Source organism: Bradyrhizobium aeschynomenes (assembly GCF_013178945.1).
In the GTDB taxonomy this organism is placed as follows: Bacteria; Pseudomonadota; Alphaproteobacteria; order Rhizobiales; family Xanthobacteraceae; genus Bradyrhizobium; species Bradyrhizobium aeschynomenes.
Genome location: NZ_JABFDM010000001.1, coordinates 916,414 through 933,393, shown reverse-complemented (window position 1 = coordinate 933,393; position 16,980 = coordinate 916,414). Strand labels below are relative to the sequence as shown.

The window sequence follows — 16,980 nt, the reverse complement described above, 5'->3', positions numbered from 1 at the left end:
TCGCCTCAGATCGACAGATGCGCGTCGCGGATGTCGGGCCGCGCGTCGAGCTCGGCCATGGTGCCGGCGAAGCAGATGCGGCCACGCTCGATGATGTAGGCGCGATCCGAGATCAGCTTCGCGAAATGCAGGTTCTGCTCGGACACGACCAGCGACACGCCTTCCTTCTTCATCGTCAGGATGGCATCCACCATCTGTTCGACGATCTTCGGCGACAGGCCTTCGGAGGGCTCGTCGAGCAGCACCAGCGACGGATTGCCCATCAAGGTGCGGGCGATGGTCAGCATCTGCTGCTCGCCGCCGCTCATGCGCCCGCCCGGCCGGTTCTTCATCTCGCCGAGATTGGGAAACAGCTTGTAGAGCTTCTCGCGCGTCCATTGCGGCGCGCCGGGCCGCGGCTTCTGCCGGCCGACTTCGAGGTTCTCCTCGACGGTCAAATCGGTGAAGATGCGCCGCTCCTCGGGCACGTAGCCGAGACCGCTACGCACGATCTCATGGGTCGGCGCCGTCGAGATGTCCTTGCCTTCGAACAGGATCTGCCCCTCGCGCAACGCGACGAGGCCGACGATGGAGCGGAACGTGGTCGACTTGCCGGCGCCGTTGCGGCCGAGCAGCGCCACCACCTCGCCCTCGCCGACCTCAAGGCCGATGTCGAACAGGATATGTGCCGGGCCGTAATGGCTGTTCAAATTGGAGACGGACAGCTTCATGCCGGGGCTCCCTCGCGATGCCGGGCATCGTACAGCAGGCCTTCGCCGAGATAGATCGCCTGCACCTCGCGATTGGCGCGGACCTCGGCCGGCGAGCCCTGCGCGATCAGGCTGCCGCGGTTGAGCACGAGAATGCGATCGGCGTGCTCGAACACCACGTCCATGTCGTGCTCCGTGAACAGCACGCCGATCGACTGCTCCCGCGCGATTTTGGCGGTCAGGCGCATCAGCTCGACGCGCTCACGCGGCGCCATGCCGGCGGTCGGCTCGTCCATCAGGAGCAGCTTGGGTTGATTGGCCAGCGCGATCGCCAGCTCCAGCCGCTTGAGGTCGCCATAGGCGAGCTCGCCGCAGGGCCGCTCGGCATAACCGGCCATGCCGACGAGATCGAGCAGCCGATCGGCCTCGCCGCGTTCGATCGAAATCATCGGCGTCCAGAAATCGAACAGGCGATGATGATGTGACACCAGCGCAACCTGGATGTTCTCGCGGACCGTCATCGTCGGATAGGTCGCGGTGATCTGGAAGGTGCGGCCGACGCCGAGGCGCCAGACCTCGCGCGGCTTGCGGCCGGTGGTCTCCTGCCCCATGACGGTGATGCGCCCGCTGTCCGGCACGTTCTGGCCGTTCAGCATGTCGAAGCAGGTGCTTTTTCCCGCGCCGTTCGGTCCGATCAGCGCCAGGATCTCGCCCGCCTGCAGCATGAACGACACGTTGCGTACGGCCTGAATGCCGCCATAGGATTTCGACAGGCCCTCGACCGAGAGCAAGGACACACCGAGACTCATTGCGCGCCCTCCATCTTCGCCGACAGCGCGGCAGCCTTAGGGGCGACCGCGCGCCGCCGGTGCATGATGCTCTCGACCACGCCGACGATGCCCTTAGGGAAGACGACGACGATCAGCACGATGAAGATGCCGAGCACGAGCTTCGACCAGTCGGTCTGGCTGACCAGCCAGATGTTGAGCGCCTTGTAGACGATGGCGCCGAAGATCGCGCCGGGCACCGTCTCGACTCCGCCGAGCAGCACCATGACCAGCGCGTCCACCGACAGCGAGATGCCCATGTTGTCCGGGAAGACGCTGCCCTTGAGATAGGCGAACAGCGCGCCGCCGATGCCGGCCGTGGTGCCGGCGATGATGAAGGCCGTCCACTGGATGCGCTTGCCGTTGATGCCGATCGACTCGCTACGCAGCGGCGAGTCGCGCATACCGCGCAGGGCGTAGCCGAACGGCGAGAAGGTGATGAGGCGCAGCACGCTGACGACGAAGGCGGAGACGCCGAGCGCAAGCCAATAGAAGTGCGACGGCGAGGCCGCCCATTTCTCCGGCCACAGGCCGAGGATGCCGTTGTCGCCGCCGGTCACCGCGACCCATTGGAAGGCGATCGACCAGACGATCTGGGCAAAGGCGAGCGTCAGCATCGCGAAGTAGACACCGGAGAGCTGCACGGCGAAGGCGCCGAACACGGCCGCGCCCGCCGCGCCCAACAGAGGTCCAAGCAACAGGCAGGCGATCATCGGCAGTCCTGCCATCTTGGCGAGGAAGGCGACGCCATAAGCGCCGAGGCCGAAATAGGCGGCGTGGCCGAACGAGGCAAGGCCGCCGACCGCCATCAGGAAATGCAGCGAGGCCGCGAAGATTACGAAGATCGCGATCTCCGAGCCGACGGTCAGCGCATAGTTGCCGGCGACGAACGGCAGCATCGCCGCAAACGCCAGCGCCACGAGGGAGGCGAGCCGCTCGACTGAACTGAGCGGACGCCAGGGGATCACGGTGAGACCGGGCGTGCGTCGCGCCGGTGCTTCCTTCCTGCCGAACAGACCCCAGGGCCGCACGACAAGCACGACGGCCATCACCAGGAACACCAGGATCAGCGAGATCGTCGGGAAGATCAGGATGCCGAAGGCGTTGAGCTCGGACACCAGCACGGCGGCGACAAAGGCGCCGAGAATGCTGCCGAGGCCGCCGATGACGACGACGACGAAAACTTCGACGATGATGCGAAGGTCCATCGCATGATGGACCGCATCGCGCGGGATCTGCAGCGCGCCGCCGAGCGCGGCCAGGAAGACACCGACCGCGAACACCGAGGTGAACAGCCATTTCTGATTGACGCCGAGCGCCGCGACCATGTCACGGTCCTGCGTCGCCGCACGTACCAGGATGCCCCAGCGCGTGCGCTGGAACAGCAGCCACAGCGCACCCAGCACGATCGGCCCCAGCGCGATCAGGAACAGGTCGTAGCTCGGAATGTTCTGGCCGAAGAAATCGACCGCGCCCTTGAAGCCCGGCGCGCGGCGGCCGACCAGGTCGTCAGGTCCCCAGATCAGCACGACGAGGTCCTCGACCATCAGGGTCAGACCGAAGGTCCCGAGCAGCTGGAACAGCTCCGGTGCGTGATAGATCCGGCGCAGCAGCACGATCTCGACCAGCACGCCGATGACGGCCACCGCAAGCGCGGCGACCACGATGCCGCCCCAGAAGCCGAGCGGGCCGGACAGCCGCTCGGTGAGCGAGAAGGCCACGTAGGCGCCGAGCATGTAGAACGCGCCATGGGCGAAATTCACGATGCGGGTGACGCCGAAGATGATCGACAGTCCCGATGCCACCAGGAACAGCGAAGCCGCGCTGGCAAGGCCGGTCAGGAACTGGACGAAATAGAAGGCCATGGGCGGTCCGCGTGAGGGAGATCGTCGATGTCGAATGAGCCGCGTGGATGCGTGCGTGATGAACCGCAAGCGTGGGGTGAGGGTCCTCAGCCCGAACCTGTAGATCAGGCGTCAAAATCCCTCACCCCGCCCGCTCTCCCCCGCGGGAGGGGGAGGCAGGAAGGCGCAAATCAGTCCTTCGGACGGAGCTTGGCGACTTCCGCATCGCTCGGCAGGTAGTCCGAGCCCTTGCGGTAGACGCTGTCGACCATGATGCCCTTGCCGTCCTTCAGCGCGGTCTTGCCGACGAAAGCGCCGAGGGTCGACTGGTGGTCGATCTTGCGGAAGGTGATCTCGCCGAACGGCGACGGCACCGAGAGGCCCTCGGCCGCTGCGATCAGCTTGTCCGCATCGGTCGAGCCGGCCTTGGCGAGAATGGCCGCCGCCGACTTGATGGTTTGGTAGCCGACGATCGAGCCGAGACGCGGATAGTCGTTGTACTTGGCCTGATAAGCCTTCAGGAACGCGTCATGCTCGGGGGTCTTGATCGAGTACCAGGGATAGCCGGTCACGATCCAGCCTTCCGGCGTCTCTTCCTTCAGCGGATCGAGATATTCCGGCTCGCCGGTCAGGAAGCTGACGACCTTGCGGTCCTTGAACAGGCCGCGGGTGTTGCCCTCGCGAACGAGCTTCACGAGGTCGGCGCCGAAGGTGACGTTGAGGATCGCTTCGGGATTGGCGGCGGCAACGGCCTGCACCACCGGACCGGCGTCGATCTTGCCCTGCGGCGGCCACTGCTCGTCGACCCACTGAATGTCCGGGCGCTTCTCCGAGAGCAGCTTCTTGAACACAGCCACCGCCGACTGGCCGTATTCGTAGTTCGGCGCGATCGTGGCCCAGCGCTTGGCGGGAAGCTTGGCGGCTTCCTCCACCAGCATCGCGGCCTGCATGTAGTTCGACGGACGCAGACGGAAGGTGTATTTGTTGCCCTTCGACCAGGTGATCGCGTCGGTCAGCGGCTCGGCCGCCAGGAAGAACACTTTCTTCTGGTTGGCGAAGTCGCTGACGGCAAGGCCGATGTTCGACAGGAAGGTGCCGGCGAGCATCGCGACGTTCTCGCTCGACACCAGCTCGTTGGCCGCGGTCTGCGCGTCGGCCGGCTTGCCGCTGTCGTCCTTGGAGACCACGACGAGCTTCTTGCCGTTGATGCCGCCGGCCGCATTGACCTCCTCGACCGCGAGCTGCCAGCCCTTGCGATAGGGCTCGGTGAACGCCGGCAGCAGCGAGTAGCTGTTGATCTCGCCGATCTTGATCACGTCCTCGGCGCGCGCCGCGCCCGCCAGTCCCGCGACGGCAAGGCCCAGGCCTGCCGCAAGCATCGTTCTCCGTCGCATCCCTTCAGCCTCCAACTGTTAACCTGAGTTATCGTAGTCCGTCGTCGCCCTTGATCTCGGCGACCGTCAGCCCGCCGACCCGCGGCAGCGGACGCCCGCTGTCGGTGACGGCGAGCGCGACCATGATCTCGTTCGCACGCGGCGCATCGTTGATCTGCACCTCCATGCCGTCGAAATGACTGCGCACGAAGGCGGCGTCCTTGTGCCCGAGCGGAATATCGAGCGTACAGCCGACGCCGCCGCGCTTCTTCGACGACGGGATCAGCGCGGCGCCCTTGCCCAGCACCTTGCGCACCGGCGCGCCCATCTTCGGATGCAGGATCGCCGCCGCATGCTCCAGCTCGCCGTCGCTGCCGACGGCCGCGGCCTTGCCATAGCTGTGCGCGGCCGGCCCCTCGATGCCGAGCGCGGCCACCGCGCGCTTGGCCAGCATCTCGCCAAGTTCCTCGCCGATCGCGATCAGCGGCGAGAGATCCTCGACATAGCGGCCGGCGAACGGGTTTTCGATCACGGCCACCGCAGCCGCCCGCCGCGTCGGCGGCGAGATGGTCTTGCCCATCTCCTGATGAACTTCCTCCACCACGGTCACGATTTTTCTGATGACGGCGCTCATCGTCGGCAGTCCCTCATGTTCCAGCCCATCATAGATCAAACCTCACGCGGCTGCAGCCCGCAACCGGGACAGCCGGACGACCTCGACCAGACGCGCGCCGACGACACGGATGGTGCCGCGGAGCTGCAGGACGGCGCCTTCGATCAAGCCATCCGAAAGCAAAGCCTGCGCGCACCGTTCACCCGCCGCCAGCGCCCTCGCAACATCGCCATCGCTCAGCTCGCCGACCTCGCATGTGACGAGACGATGACCGAGATCGCTGTCCGGCTGCAGCTCGCAGGCGGGACGGCGGACCACGGCGGGATGTCCGGGCAGATCGACCGCATTGCCGATCACGGTTGCAGCGGCGTCGGCCGGCGCGGCGGTCCTCGCCAACACGGTGACCGCATCGGCGATGCCGAGAGAGAAGCTGCGGCCATGCCGGCCCGAGGTGGCGACGCCGCTGATGCCGTCATCTGCGCGCAGCGTCATCCGCTGCATCGTGCCGGCGCTGTCCGGCCGATCCATCAGCCCGACGCTGAACGTGGCGGCGGCCCGCAGATGCAGCGCAATATCGCCGCCATTGTTCACATAGGCGCGCGTCAGCTTCGCCGCGCTCAGCATGGCGCCAAGGACTTCCTCCGCCACCGAGCCGGCAACGGCGGCCATCGGCGTGATGAACATCCCAGCCGCGAACGGCGCCACCGCCGCATGCATGCGACGGGCGACGACGCCATGCAGAGGGCAACCGGGATCGGCGGCCTTTCGCAGCTCAGGCAGTTCCGAACAAAGTTCATCGAGCAAGCCCGTGAAGCGCTCCGCAGCAGCGCGATAGGCGGCGCGAATCTCGGGCTCCGGACCATCAGCGCCGATGATCAGATCAATGGGCCCATCCTGCAGATGCAGCCGCCGGTCCGACAACAATGCGATCTGGGGCTGACGGCTCATGCGCCCTGCCCCGGCCACGGCAGCTGGCGGAGATCCTTGCTGACGTCTTTCAGCGACGCGAGCGGTTGCACATAGTCCATGTGGCCGCCAAGCGCCTCATAGTCGGACAGCTTCATCGTGAACTCGATCGGCGCGACCAGCGCCGGCGTCGGCACGTAGCCGAAGGCGCCGGCCGGCATCTGCGTCACGTCCACCATGTAGGTGATGCCGCCACCCGGCCAGACATAGACCGGCGCGCCGCCCGACGTAACGCGCGTCAGCGCGTCCTTGACAGAGCGCGTCAGCCGCACCGGATTGTCGGTGACACCGGCGCGCAGCGAGCCGCCGGCACCGGCCATGAACAGCACGGTGCACAGCGCCGGCTCGCAATTCTCCTGGATGCGCTCGACAGAGAACTGCAGCTCCGGCGGCATGTCGCGCTGGACCGGCTTCAGGCTCTCGTCGAGCACGTAGTAGCCGGCATGCTCGCCGGTCGTCGACACCATCAACAGCGTCGTTCCCGGCTTTGCCGTCTTCGGATCGAACGGCCCGAGGATCGCGAGCGGATCGGAGATGTCCGTCCCGCCCCAGCCGGTTCCCGGCTGCGCCACCTGGAAGTAGCGGCCGGGCGTGGAGCGCCGGCCCTTCATCTTGATGCCGGTCGACGGAATGTCCAGCAGTTTGCCAGCCTGGTGCTCCGACAGCACGCCGGTGATGTGGTCGTCGACCACGACGACTTCGTCGACCTTGCCCTGCCACTGCTTGGCGAACATGCCGATCGTCGCCGAGCCGCAGCCGACACGCATGCGCTCTTCCTTGACACCGTTCACGATCGGCGGCTGCCCCGCCTGCACGATCACGCTGGCACCGCCGTCGATGGTGAGCTCGACCGCCTTGCGGTTGCTGAGATCCATCAGCACGTCGCAGGTGACGCGCCCCTCCTTCTTCGAGCCGCCGGTGAGGTGATGCACGCCGCCGAGCGACAGCATCTGCGAGCCGTATTCACTGGTCGTAACGTGCCCGACAGCCTCGCCGTCGACGCGCACCGTCGCGGCTTCCGGCCCGACATAGCGGTCGGTGTCGATCTTCACCTTGACGCCGCAATAGCTGAAGATGCCTTCGGTCACGACGGTGACCATGTCGACCCCCTCGACCTGCGACGACACGATGAACGGCGCCGGCTTGTAGTCGGGATAGGTCGTGCCGGCACCGATCGCGGTAACGAACAGCTCCGGTTGATGGACGATCTTGCCGTCCCAGTCGCTGCTCGCCTGGAACGGCACCAGCTTGCCGCCGTGCGACACCGTCCGCTCCAGCAGGATATGCGGATCGACCCGCACCAGCACACCGTCCTGATTGGCGTAGCGATCGCAGGCGCCCGCCGCGCCCGGCTTGATGTAGCACATCACCGGACAGGCATCGCAACGGATCTTGTCCCCTGCCGCGTCGCTCGCCGTATCAGTCACCATGCAGAGAAGCCCATCTTAGCGGTGACGGCAGTGATCACCGTCCGCCGCGGCAATTCGTTCGTACACGAATGATGTCGCGCCCGTCCGCCGACTGTCAAGCGCCACTGCGCCCGAAAAGCAGGTTTGCCGGATAATCGATCAGTTTGCCCTGCACAATGACGACAAATCGTGCACACGCTGCAATGCGAAACGCGGTACTTGCATGTTAGTACACAAACGATAGGCTCCCGGCGATCGCGATTGCGTTCTCGTTAACGATATCACAGCGGACGACAGAAGGGCATGACGCCAGCACCGATTCGGCTGACCGTGAACGGACTGACGCATGACGTCGCCGCCGCGCCCGGCACGCCCCTGCTCCACGTGCTGCGCAACGATCTGGCTCTGAATGGTCCGAAATACGGCTGCGGCCTCGGCGAGTGCGGCGCCTGCACCGTACTGATCGACGGCCGCGCCGCACGCTCCTGCGTGGTCCCCATCGAGGGCTGTGCCGGCCGCACCGTCACCACACTGGAAGGGCTCGGCTCGCGCGAAGCGCCTGATCCGGTACAACAGGCCTTCATTGCCGAGCAGGCTGCGCAATGCGGCTATTGTCTCAATGGCATGATCATGACGACCAAGGCGCTGCTCGCCATCAAACCCGATCCCTCGCTCGACGAGATCAAGGAGGCGCTGCGCTACAATCTCTGCCGCTGCGGCGCCCATGTCGAAATTCTCCGCGCCGCGATGCGCGCCGCCGGACACACGCTCAAGGCGCTGGACTGATGACTGAGCGCGCCGCTCCCAAAGCCGATGATCCGCGCGGCATACTGACCGTCGAGCGCCGCGTCGCCGACGGCTCGTTTGAAACCTTCATCAGAATCACCGCGGCCGGCGAAGTCTCGGCCTTCAACGGGCACGTAGATCTCGGCACCGGCATCCGCACCGCCCTGGGACAGATCGTCGCAGAAGAGCTCGACGTTTCCTTCGCCCGTGTCGTCATCGTGCTTGGCGACACCGCCGTCGTGCCGAACCAGGGCGCGACCATCGCGAGCGAGACCATCCAGATCACCGCCGTGCCGCTGCGCAAGGCGGCGGCGCAGGCACGCGCCTTTCTGCTGGCGCGCGCGGCGGCGCAGTCGGGCATTGCGGTTCAGGAACTGACAGTTGAGGACGGGCTGGTCCGCGGTCCCAACAATCGCGTACTCAGCTATGGCGAGCTGATCGGCGACGACACGATCCGCCTCGAGCTCGCCGACGACGTCGCCGTCAAATCCGTGGACGACTACCAGGTGGTCGGCCGCTCGGTGCCGCGCGTCGATCTGCCGGCCAAGGCGACCGGCGAACTCACTTACGTGCACGACGTGCGCGTTCCCGGCATGCTGCACGGCCGCGTCGTTCGCCCTCCCTATGTCGGCGTCGATGCCGGCCCGTTCGTCGGCACCAGCCTTGTTGGCGTTGACAAAGATTCAGTGCGCGACATCCCGGGGCTGATCGATGTCGTCGTGATCGGTGACTTTATCGGCGTGGTTGCCGAACGCGAGGAGACCGCGGCCCTCGCCGCCGAGCGGCTGAAGGTGAATTGGAAGCCGGTGCCGACCTTGCGCGATCTCGACGACGTCGAGAATGCGCTGCGCGCCAATCCCTCCGAACCGCGCCGGCTGCTCGACAAGGGCGACGTCGATGCCGCGATCGCCGGCGCCGCCAAGCCGATGCGGCGGACCTACCTCTGGCCCTATCAGATGCACGGCTCGATCGGGCCGTCCTGCGCGGTCGCCGATGTTCGCGATGGACAGATCCGGATCTATTCGGGGACGCAGAACCCGCACATCCTGCGTACCGATCTCGCCAAGCTGATCGACTGCCCAGAGGATCAGATCGAGCTGATCCGGCTGGAAGCCGCCGGCTGCTACGGCCGGAACTGCGCCGACGACGTCACCGCCGATGCGCTGCTGCTGTCGCGCGCCGTCGGCCGCCCGGTGCGCGTGCAGCTGACGCGCGAGCAGGAGCATCTGTGGGAGCCGAAAGGCACCGCGCAACTGATGGACGTCAATGGCGGCCTCAATGCCGACGGCTCGGTCGCGGCCTACGAGTTCGCCACCCGCTATCCGTCGAACGGCGCGCCGACGCTGGCGCTGCTGCTGACCGGCCGCATCGCTCCGGAGCCGGCCATCTTCGAGATGGGCGACCGCACCGCGATCCCGCCTTACGATTACGACCACATGCGCGTGACGGCGCATGACATGCCGCCGGTCGTCCGCGCGTCCTGGATCCGTGGCGTCTCCGCGCTGCCCAATACGTTCGCGCACGAATCCTATATCGACGAGCTCGCCGCCGAGGCGGAGGTCGATCCGATCGAATACCGGCTGCGCTATCTCAAGGACGAGCGCGCGCGCGACCTTGTGAACGCCGTCGCCGAGCGCGCCGGCTGGACGCCTCGTCCGGTGCGGGAAGAAAAGACGCCCGACAATGGCGTCGTCCGCGGCCGCGGCTTTGCCTATGCGCTCTATGTCCACAGCAAGTTTCCCGGCTATGGCGCGGCATGGTCGGCATGGATCGCCGATGTCGCCGTGAATACGACGACCGGCGACGTCAGCGTCACACGCGTGGTTGCCGGTCAGGACTCCGGCCTGATGATCAATCCGGACGGCGTGCGGCACCAGATCGAAGGCAACGTCATCCAGTCGACCAGCCGCGCGCTGATGGAGGAGATTCCGTTCGCGCGCGGCAAGGTGGCAGCGCGGGAATGGGGCGCCTACCCGATCATCACCTTTCCCGACGTGCCTGAGATCGACGTTCTCATGCTGCCGCGGCCGGATCAGCCGCCGCTCGGCGTCGGCGAGTCCGCCTCCGTGCCAAGCGCCGCGGCGATCGCCAACGCAATCTATGACGCCACCGGCGTGCGCTTCCGCGAGCCGCCTTTCACGCCGGAGCGCATCCTGAAGGGATTGCGTGGCGAACGGGTCGAGCCGGTGACGCCCCAATCGCTTCCCGCACCGGACAGGCCGGCAAGGACGTGGCTCAAGCCGTTTGCCAAACGTGGCGGCCTCATCGCCAGCACCGTGGCCGCCTGTGCCGCGGCCATCGGCGTCGCGGCCGCCGTGCTGCCGTGGCGGGCCATCGCGCCGATCACGCGTCCTGATCCCTCGGTCTATTCCGCGGCGACGATCGCGCGCGGCGAGACACTCGCGGCGCTCGGCAATTGCGCGGTCTGCCACACTGCGGATGGCGGCCTGATCAATGCCGGTGGCCGGGCGCTGGAAACGCCGTTCGGCACGATCTTCAGCACCAACATCACGCCCGATGTCGACACCGGCATCGGCGCCTGGTCCTATCCCGCCTTCGAGCGGGCGATGCGCGAAGGCGTGCACCGCGACGGCCGGCAGCTCTATCCGGCCTTCCCCTACACGCATTTCGCGCGCACCGACGATGCCGACCTGCAGGCGATCTATGCCTATCTGATGGCACAGACGCCGGTGCGGCAGCAGGCGCCGGATAATGCACTGCGTTTCCCGTTCAATTTCCGCCCACTCGTTGCCGGGTGGAACGCGCTGTTTCACAGCACGCAGCCATTCCGGCCCGATCCGATCAAATCAGAGCAGTGGAATCGCGGCTTCTATCTCGTCGAAAGCCTCGGCCATTGCAGCGCCTGTCACTCGCCGCGCAATGCGCTCGGCGCCGAGCAGCGCAACGCCTATCTAGCCGGCGGCTTTGCCGATGGCTGGGAGGCGCCGGCGCTGACGTCGCTCTCCACCGCGCCGATCCCGTGGACCGAGGATGAACTCTACACGTATCTCCGTTCGGGACAGTCGCGATTCCATGGCGTAGCCGCTGGACCGATGGCGCCGATCGTCAAGGATCTCGCGACGCTGCCGGACGCCGATGTCCGCGCGATGGCGACCTATCTCGCTTCGTTCCAGGAGCCCGCGCCCGCGCCGGCAAAGCTGGAAGCTCTGGCCTCGGAGCTGGAGGCGCGCACCAAGGTCACTTCGGCCTCGTCTCCGGCAGCGCGGCTCTATCTGGGCGCCTGCGCGGTCTGTCACGAGGTCGGCGGCCTGCCGCTGTTCGGCAGCCGGCCCTCGCTCGCGCTCAACAGCAACCTGCACGGCGCGACGCCGGATAATCTGATCCAGGTCATCCTGCACGGAATCATGAAGCCTGCCTCGTCCGACCTCGGCTACATGCCGGCCTTCAAGGATCATTTGAGCGACGCGCAGCTTGCCGGGCTCGTCTCTTATCTGCGCGGCCAGTTTGCGCCGGACAAGCCGGCTTGGACGGGCGTCGACGCCGTCGTCAGCCGCATCCGCTCGGCCCAGCCGCACTGAGGTCGACGATGCTGCCCCTCCGCCCGGCGCCGCGACCACCACCCTGACGCGCATTCGGGCACCGCTTTGCCAGTAATTTCGCCTTGCGGCAGACGCCTTGCCGCTTCTAGAATTCGGGACTACGTTCCGAAAAATGGAACAAACGGTATCATCATGAGCGCCCTGACCAACGCCATCGACATCCTGCGCTGCTTTTCGACGTCGCGGCCCGACCTCTCATTTGCCGACGTGCAAGTCCTCACCGGCAAGCCGAAGAGCTCGACCTCCCGCCTGCTCCGTTCGCTGCGCGATTGCGGCCTGCTCGAGCAGGATCCGCACAGCCGCCGCTACCGCCCCGGCCTGCTCACCTTCGAGCTCGGACGCCTCCATCGCGCCCATGACGACCTGATCGCCACCGCGGAGCGCGAGCTGCGCGACGTCTGCGCGCGCACCGGCCATACCGGCTACATCGCCGTGCTCGATGGCTATCAGCAGGTCGTGCTGCGCATCGTGCCAGGCTCCAACCCGCTGCGCGTCGTCAATCCCCCCGGCCAGCGCACGCCGGCGATCATCACCTCGAACGGCCGCGCCATGCTGGCGCGTCTGTCCGACCAGGAGATCCGCGCGCGCGTGCCGCTCGACTATCCGAAGGTCCCCGCCAACTCGCCGCAGAACTTCGCCGAGCTGATGGCCCGGCTGAACGAGATCCGCCGCACCGGCATCTCCGACGCCGCCGACGAGGCGATCGAAGGCGTCGGCTCGCAGGGCTTCGCGCTCGCCAGCGGCGAGAGCGGCGAGCTGATCGGCATCGCAGTTTCCTATTCGGTCCAGGCCACCACCGAGATCGAGCGCGCCAACGTCCGCCGCGAGCTCGGCGCGATGGCCGCGAAGCTGCGGCGCATGACGGGCGATCCGCTGGGCCAGACCATCGAGCAGCTGACCGGACTCGCCTCCTGATGCCCGCGACCAGCGCGCCGCGCGTCAACAGCCTCGCGCTGTTGATCCTGCCGAGCGCGCTGCTGTTCGCGTTGTTCTTCTTCCTGCCGATCGGGCTGATGGCGGTCATGAGCGTCCTGACCGGCAATCCCGTGGTCATGCCCAATGTCGGCTTCACCACCAAGCACTACGCCCGCATGGGCAACGACAGCTACTATCTCGAGGTGATCTGGACCACGATCCGGATCGGCCTCTGGACCACCCTCGCAGCGCTGGTGATCGGCTATCCGCTGGCGCATTGGATGGCGCGGATCAGGAGCCGCACCGGCCATGCGCTGCTGCTGATGGCGGTTCTGGCGCCGATGCTGACCGGCATCGTCGTTCGCACCTTCGCCTGGATGACGCTGCTATCCGACAAGGGCGTCATCAACCAGATCCTGACCTCGTTCGGGCTGATCACCAAGCCGCTGCAGCTGATGTACAACGAGACCGGCATCATCATCGGCCTCGTCCACATCTACGTGCCGTTCATGGTGCTGACCCTGACAGGGGTGATCGGCCGTATCGACGAGCGGCTGGAGCAGGCGGCGGAGAATCTCGGCGCCAGCCCATGGCGCGCGTTCATGGAAGTCACCCTGCCGCTCAGCCTGCCCGGCATCCTCGCCGGCTCGCTGCTCGTGTTCGCGCTTGCGATCAGCGCCTACGTCACACCGATCCTGCTCGGCGGCTTCCAGATCATGACCCTGCCGATCCTGATCTATCAGCAGATCTCCGCGAACTTCAACGTCGGCTTCGCCGCGGCCCTCGGCATGGTGCTGCTCGCGATTTCGCTCATCCTCGTCATCGCCTATAATCACATGCTCGGCCTCGTCTCGGGCCAGCGCGGGCTGCAGTGAGACCGGTGATGACGAGCGTCGCGCCTCAATCGCAGCCTCATTTGACCGCTCCGATCGATCTGACGGCTGCGCCGGCACTTGTCGCCAAGGCGCCGCCGCGACGCCTAGGCCGCACGCTGTACCTGGCGGCCAACATCGCCGTCCTCGCCTTCCTGCTGACGCCGATCGCCATCGTGATCGTGTTCGCGCTCAACCCGACGCCCTTCATCCAGTTTCCGCCGGTCGGCGTCTCCTTGCGCTGGTTCGAAAAATTCTTCGCCTCGCGCGACTTCATGCATGCGCTGCTGTTCAGCCTCGAGGTCGCGGCGATGACGACGGTGGCGGCGACCGTGCTCGGCGCTTCCGCCGCGCTCGCCATCGCCCGCGGCAACCTGCCGGGCTCGCGCCTGATCGTGGCGACCATGCTGTCGCCGCTGATGCTGCCGGCGATCCTGACCGGCCTCGCGCTGTTTCAGTCCTACGTCCTGCTCGATGTCGGCCGTCCGCTGTGGGGACTGGTCGCGGGCCATACGCTGGTGACGATCCCTTATGTCGTCCGCACCACGCTTGCCGTGCTGCATAATTTCGATGTGCGGCTGGAGGAAGCGGCGCAAAATCTCGGCGCCAGCCCGGTCCGGACCTTCTTCGAAGTAACCCTTCCCCTGGTGAAGCCCGGCGTGCTGGCGGGCGCGATCTTCGCCTTCATCGTTTCGTTCGACCAGTTTCCGGTGTCGCTGTTCCTGGTCGCGCCCGGTAGCGAAACGATGCCGATCACGCTGTTCAACTATCTCAAATTCGATCTCGACGGCACAATTGGTGCCGCCTCCGTGGTATCGATCCTGCTCGCCTTCATGGTCGTCCTCGCGCTCGACCGCACCGTCGGCTTGCGCTCCTACGTCAAGCTCTAAGGGAGATCCTGGACATGACCGCTTCATCGCATCGCTTTCCCCTCAGCCGCCGACGCCTGCTGACCGGCGCAGCTTCGCTCGGCGCCGGCATTCTCGCGGCTCCCTATGTCGCGCGCGCGGATGAACCCGTTCTCAACATCACCGGCTGGGGCGGCAAATGGGGCGACGTGATGAAGGCCGAGATCGGCCCGGCCTTCGAGAGCGAGTTCAAGTGCAAGCTCAAGACCGATACCGCGCTGCCGTTCCTGCCGAAGCTGCAGGCGAGTTCGCGCTCGGCGCCGGTCTATGACGTGCTGCACACCAACTCCAACGAGCAGTGGGCTGCCGTCGAGATGGGTCTCGTCGAGCCGAAGATCGACCCCAAGCTGGTGCCGAACATCGCCGACGTCTATCCCTATGCCGTCAGCGACAAGATCGTCGGTGTCTGCATCTTTACCAGCGCCATCGGTCTGGGCATGCGCACCGACAAGGGTTATGGCAGCGTCACGTCCTGGAAGGACTACTGGGACGCCAAGTTCAACGGCGCGCGCGGCGGCTACGTCATCCCGGCCAACAGCCTGGGGCAGGCCTTCGTGATGATGTGCGGCACGCTCTACGGCAAGGGTCAGACCGATCTCGACGCCGCCTATGCGGCCTTGGAGAAGCTGAAGCCGATCAAGCTCGTCGACTTCACCGGCGCAATGGAGAAGCTGATCCTGTCCGGCGAGGCCGGCATCGGCATTCTCCACGATTCCGGCATCTATCGCTACGATGGTCAGAACCAGCCGGTCGACTTCGTCACGCCCAGCGAGGGCGTGCTGTCGCTCGAGCAGGTGCTCAGCATCACGCCGGGCAGCAAGGTGAAGGAGCTCGCTAACGCCTATATCAACTACATGCTGCGCCCCAACGTTCAAAAGCGCCTCGCAGAGACCGTCTGGTATTCACCGGCCAACAAGCAGGTCAAGCTCGACGCCAGGTATGATGCGAAGCTGCTGACGACGCCGGAGAAGGTCGGCAAGCTCATCCAGGTCGACTGGAAGTGGTACAACGCGCAGAAGGACGAGATCGACAGCCGGGTCAACCGGATCTTCCGTGCATGAGCGCAAACATCGAGATCGCGGGCGTCAGCAAGATCTATGACGGCGGCGTCCGCGCCGTCGACGCGATCGCGATGGACATCAGGCCGGGCGAGTTCTTCTCTCTGCTCGGTCCGTCCGGCTGCGGCAAGACCACGACGTTGCGCATGATCGCGGGCTTCGACAGTCCCAGCGCCGGCGAGATCCGTCTCGACGGCGCCGACATTACCCATGTCCCTGCGCACAAGCGCGACATGGCGATGGTGTTCCAGAACTACGCGCTGTTCCCGCACCGGACGGTGGCCGAGAACGTCGCCTTCGGCCTGCGCATGCGTAAGATCGACAAGGCGACCATCGCGACCAAGGTGAAGGCAGCGCTCGCGATGGTCGAGCTCTCGGGCATGGAGGACCGCAAGCCGGCACAATTGTCCGGCGGCCAGCAGCAGCGCGTCGCGCTCGCCCGCGCCATCGTCATCTCGCCGCGTGTCCTGCTCTGCGACGAGCCGCTCGGCGCACTCGACAAGAAGCTGCGGCAACAGATGCAGTTCGAGCTCAAGCAGTTGCAGAAGGCGCTCGGGCTCACGCTCGTCTTCGTCACCCACGACCAGGAGGAAGCGCTGGCCATGTCCGACCGCATCGCGGTCATGAATGCCGGCCGGGTCGAGCAGATCGGCACGCCGGTCGAGATCTACGACCAGCCGCGCACGTGCTTCGTCGCCGACTTCATCGGCGACACCAACATCTTCCGCGGTCAGCGCGTGACAATGGATCACGGCATCGGCATCGCTGCCGGCAATGGCTTGTTGCTGGCGCTCCCGGACAACATCGCAGCAGCCGGAAGCGAGGTTCTGTCGGTCGCGCTCCGGCCGGAAAAGATCGCGGTCGCGCCGGCCGATCCCGTCGAGGCGAGGAGCAAGGGCATGTCCACGCGCGGCACGGTCGAGAGCACGAACTTCCTCGGCGGCGCCGTGCTCTATCGCCTGGTCCTCGACAGTGGGCATCGCGTACTGGTGCAACAGCCGAATTCCGGCGCCCCGCTGCATCCGCCAGGACAGGCGGTCGCGCTTGGCTGGCGTCCGGCCGATCTCGTCATTCTCGAGGATTGATGTTTTGAACCTCATGTTTTCATCCATGCAGCCGTGCCGCGTTACGCCCGCACAGGTTTTCGTCGCAGAGCCGGC

The 16,980-nt window shown here is 66.1% G+C and carries 14 protein-coding genes; 7 read left to right on the top strand and 7 right to left on the bottom strand.

Going from position 1 to position 16,980, the window contains the following annotated elements:
* Positions 1 to 5: 5 nt before the first annotated feature.
* The 7 genes from HL666_RS04210 to HL666_RS04180 form a co-directional block, all read right to left on the bottom strand.
* Positions 6 to 710 carry an ABC transporter ATP-binding protein gene (locus HL666_RS04210; protein ID WP_172110703.1) on the bottom strand — a complete coding sequence of 235 codons (705 nt, stop codon included), beginning with the start codon at positions 708 to 710 and terminating at the stop codon, positions 6 to 8.
* Positions 707 to 1,498, bottom strand: a complete 792-nt coding sequence (locus HL666_RS04205) for an ABC transporter ATP-binding protein (protein WP_172133319.1) — start codon at positions 1,496 to 1,498, stop codon at positions 707 to 709. The genes HL666_RS04210 and HL666_RS04205 overlap by 4 nt, the downstream gene beginning before the upstream one ends.
* Positions 1,495 to 3,381 carry an ABC transporter permease gene (locus tag HL666_RS04200; RefSeq protein WP_172133320.1) on the bottom strand — a complete coding sequence of 629 codons (1,887 nt, stop codon included), beginning with the start codon at positions 3,379 to 3,381 and terminating at the stop codon, positions 1,495 to 1,497. Before HL666_RS04200 ends, HL666_RS04205 begins: the two co-directional genes overlap by 4 nt.
* Positions 3,382 to 3,551: 170 nt before the next feature.
* Positions 3,552 to 4,739 carry an ABC transporter substrate-binding protein gene (locus HL666_RS04195; RefSeq protein ID WP_172180204.1) on the bottom strand — a complete coding sequence of 396 codons (1,188 nt, stop codon included), beginning with the start codon at positions 4,737 to 4,739 and terminating at the stop codon, positions 3,552 to 3,554.
* A 43-nt stretch (positions 4,740 to 4,782) separates the two neighbouring features.
* Positions 4,783 to 5,367, bottom strand: coding sequence for an amino acid synthesis family protein (locus HL666_RS04190; RefSeq protein ID WP_172180046.1), 585 nt, complete (start codon positions 5,365 to 5,367; stop codon positions 4,783 to 4,785).
* A 42-nt stretch (positions 5,368 to 5,409) separates the two neighbouring features.
* A complete protein-coding gene (locus HL666_RS04185) occupies positions 5,410 to 6,294 on the bottom strand; it encodes a UPF0280 family protein (RefSeq protein WP_172180044.1) in 885 nt (294 codons plus the stop codon).
* A complete protein-coding gene (locus HL666_RS04180) occupies positions 6,291 to 7,742 on the bottom strand; it encodes a 6-hydroxynicotinate reductase (RefSeq protein ID WP_172180042.1) in 1,452 nt (483 codons plus the stop codon). The genes HL666_RS04185 and HL666_RS04180 overlap by 4 nt, the downstream gene beginning before the upstream one ends.
* Before the next feature lie 282 nt (positions 7,743 to 8,024).
* On the opposite strand from HL666_RS04180, the gene HL666_RS04175 reads away from it, so the two are divergent.
* From HL666_RS04175 to HL666_RS04145, 7 genes are all read left to right on the top strand, one after another.
* On the top strand, positions 8,025 to 8,507 hold the full coding sequence (locus HL666_RS04175) for a (2Fe-2S)-binding protein (protein WP_172180040.1): 483 nt from the start codon (positions 8,025 to 8,027) through the stop codon (positions 8,505 to 8,507).
* Positions 8,507 to 12,046, top strand: coding sequence for a molybdopterin cofactor-binding domain-containing protein (locus HL666_RS04170; RefSeq protein WP_172180038.1), 3,540 nt, complete (start codon positions 8,507 to 8,509; stop codon positions 12,044 to 12,046). Before HL666_RS04175 ends, HL666_RS04170 begins: the two co-directional genes overlap by 1 nt.
* A 153-nt stretch (positions 12,047 to 12,199) precedes the next feature.
* Positions 12,200 to 12,982 carry an IclR family transcriptional regulator gene (locus tag HL666_RS04165; protein ID WP_172110711.1) on the top strand — a complete coding sequence of 261 codons (783 nt, stop codon included), beginning with the start codon at positions 12,200 to 12,202 and terminating at the stop codon, positions 12,980 to 12,982.
* Positions 12,982 to 13,857 (top strand): ABC transporter permease, encoded by an 876-nt coding sequence (locus HL666_RS04160; protein ID WP_172180036.1) that lies wholly within the window; start codon positions 12,982 to 12,984, stop codon positions 13,855 to 13,857. Before HL666_RS04165 ends, HL666_RS04160 begins: the two co-directional genes overlap by 1 nt.
* Positions 13,858 to 13,865: 8 nt before the next feature.
* Positions 13,866 to 14,744, top strand: a complete 879-nt coding sequence (locus HL666_RS04155; RefSeq protein WP_172133327.1) for an ABC transporter permease — start codon at positions 13,866 to 13,868, stop codon at positions 14,742 to 14,744.
* Positions 14,745 to 14,758: 14 nt separating this feature from the next.
* Complete coding sequence (locus HL666_RS04150; RefSeq protein ID WP_172133328.1) at positions 14,759 to 15,823, top strand: extracellular solute-binding protein; 1,065 nt, start codon at positions 14,759 to 14,761, stop codon at positions 15,821 to 15,823.
* The gene (locus HL666_RS04145) at positions 15,820 to 16,905 is read left to right on the top strand and encodes an ABC transporter ATP-binding protein (RefSeq protein WP_172133329.1); all 1,086 of its coding nucleotides are present in this window, start codon (positions 15,820 to 15,822) and stop codon (positions 16,903 to 16,905) included. The genes HL666_RS04150 and HL666_RS04145 overlap by 4 nt, the downstream gene beginning before the upstream one ends.
* Positions 16,906 to 16,980: the final 75 nt, after the last annotated feature.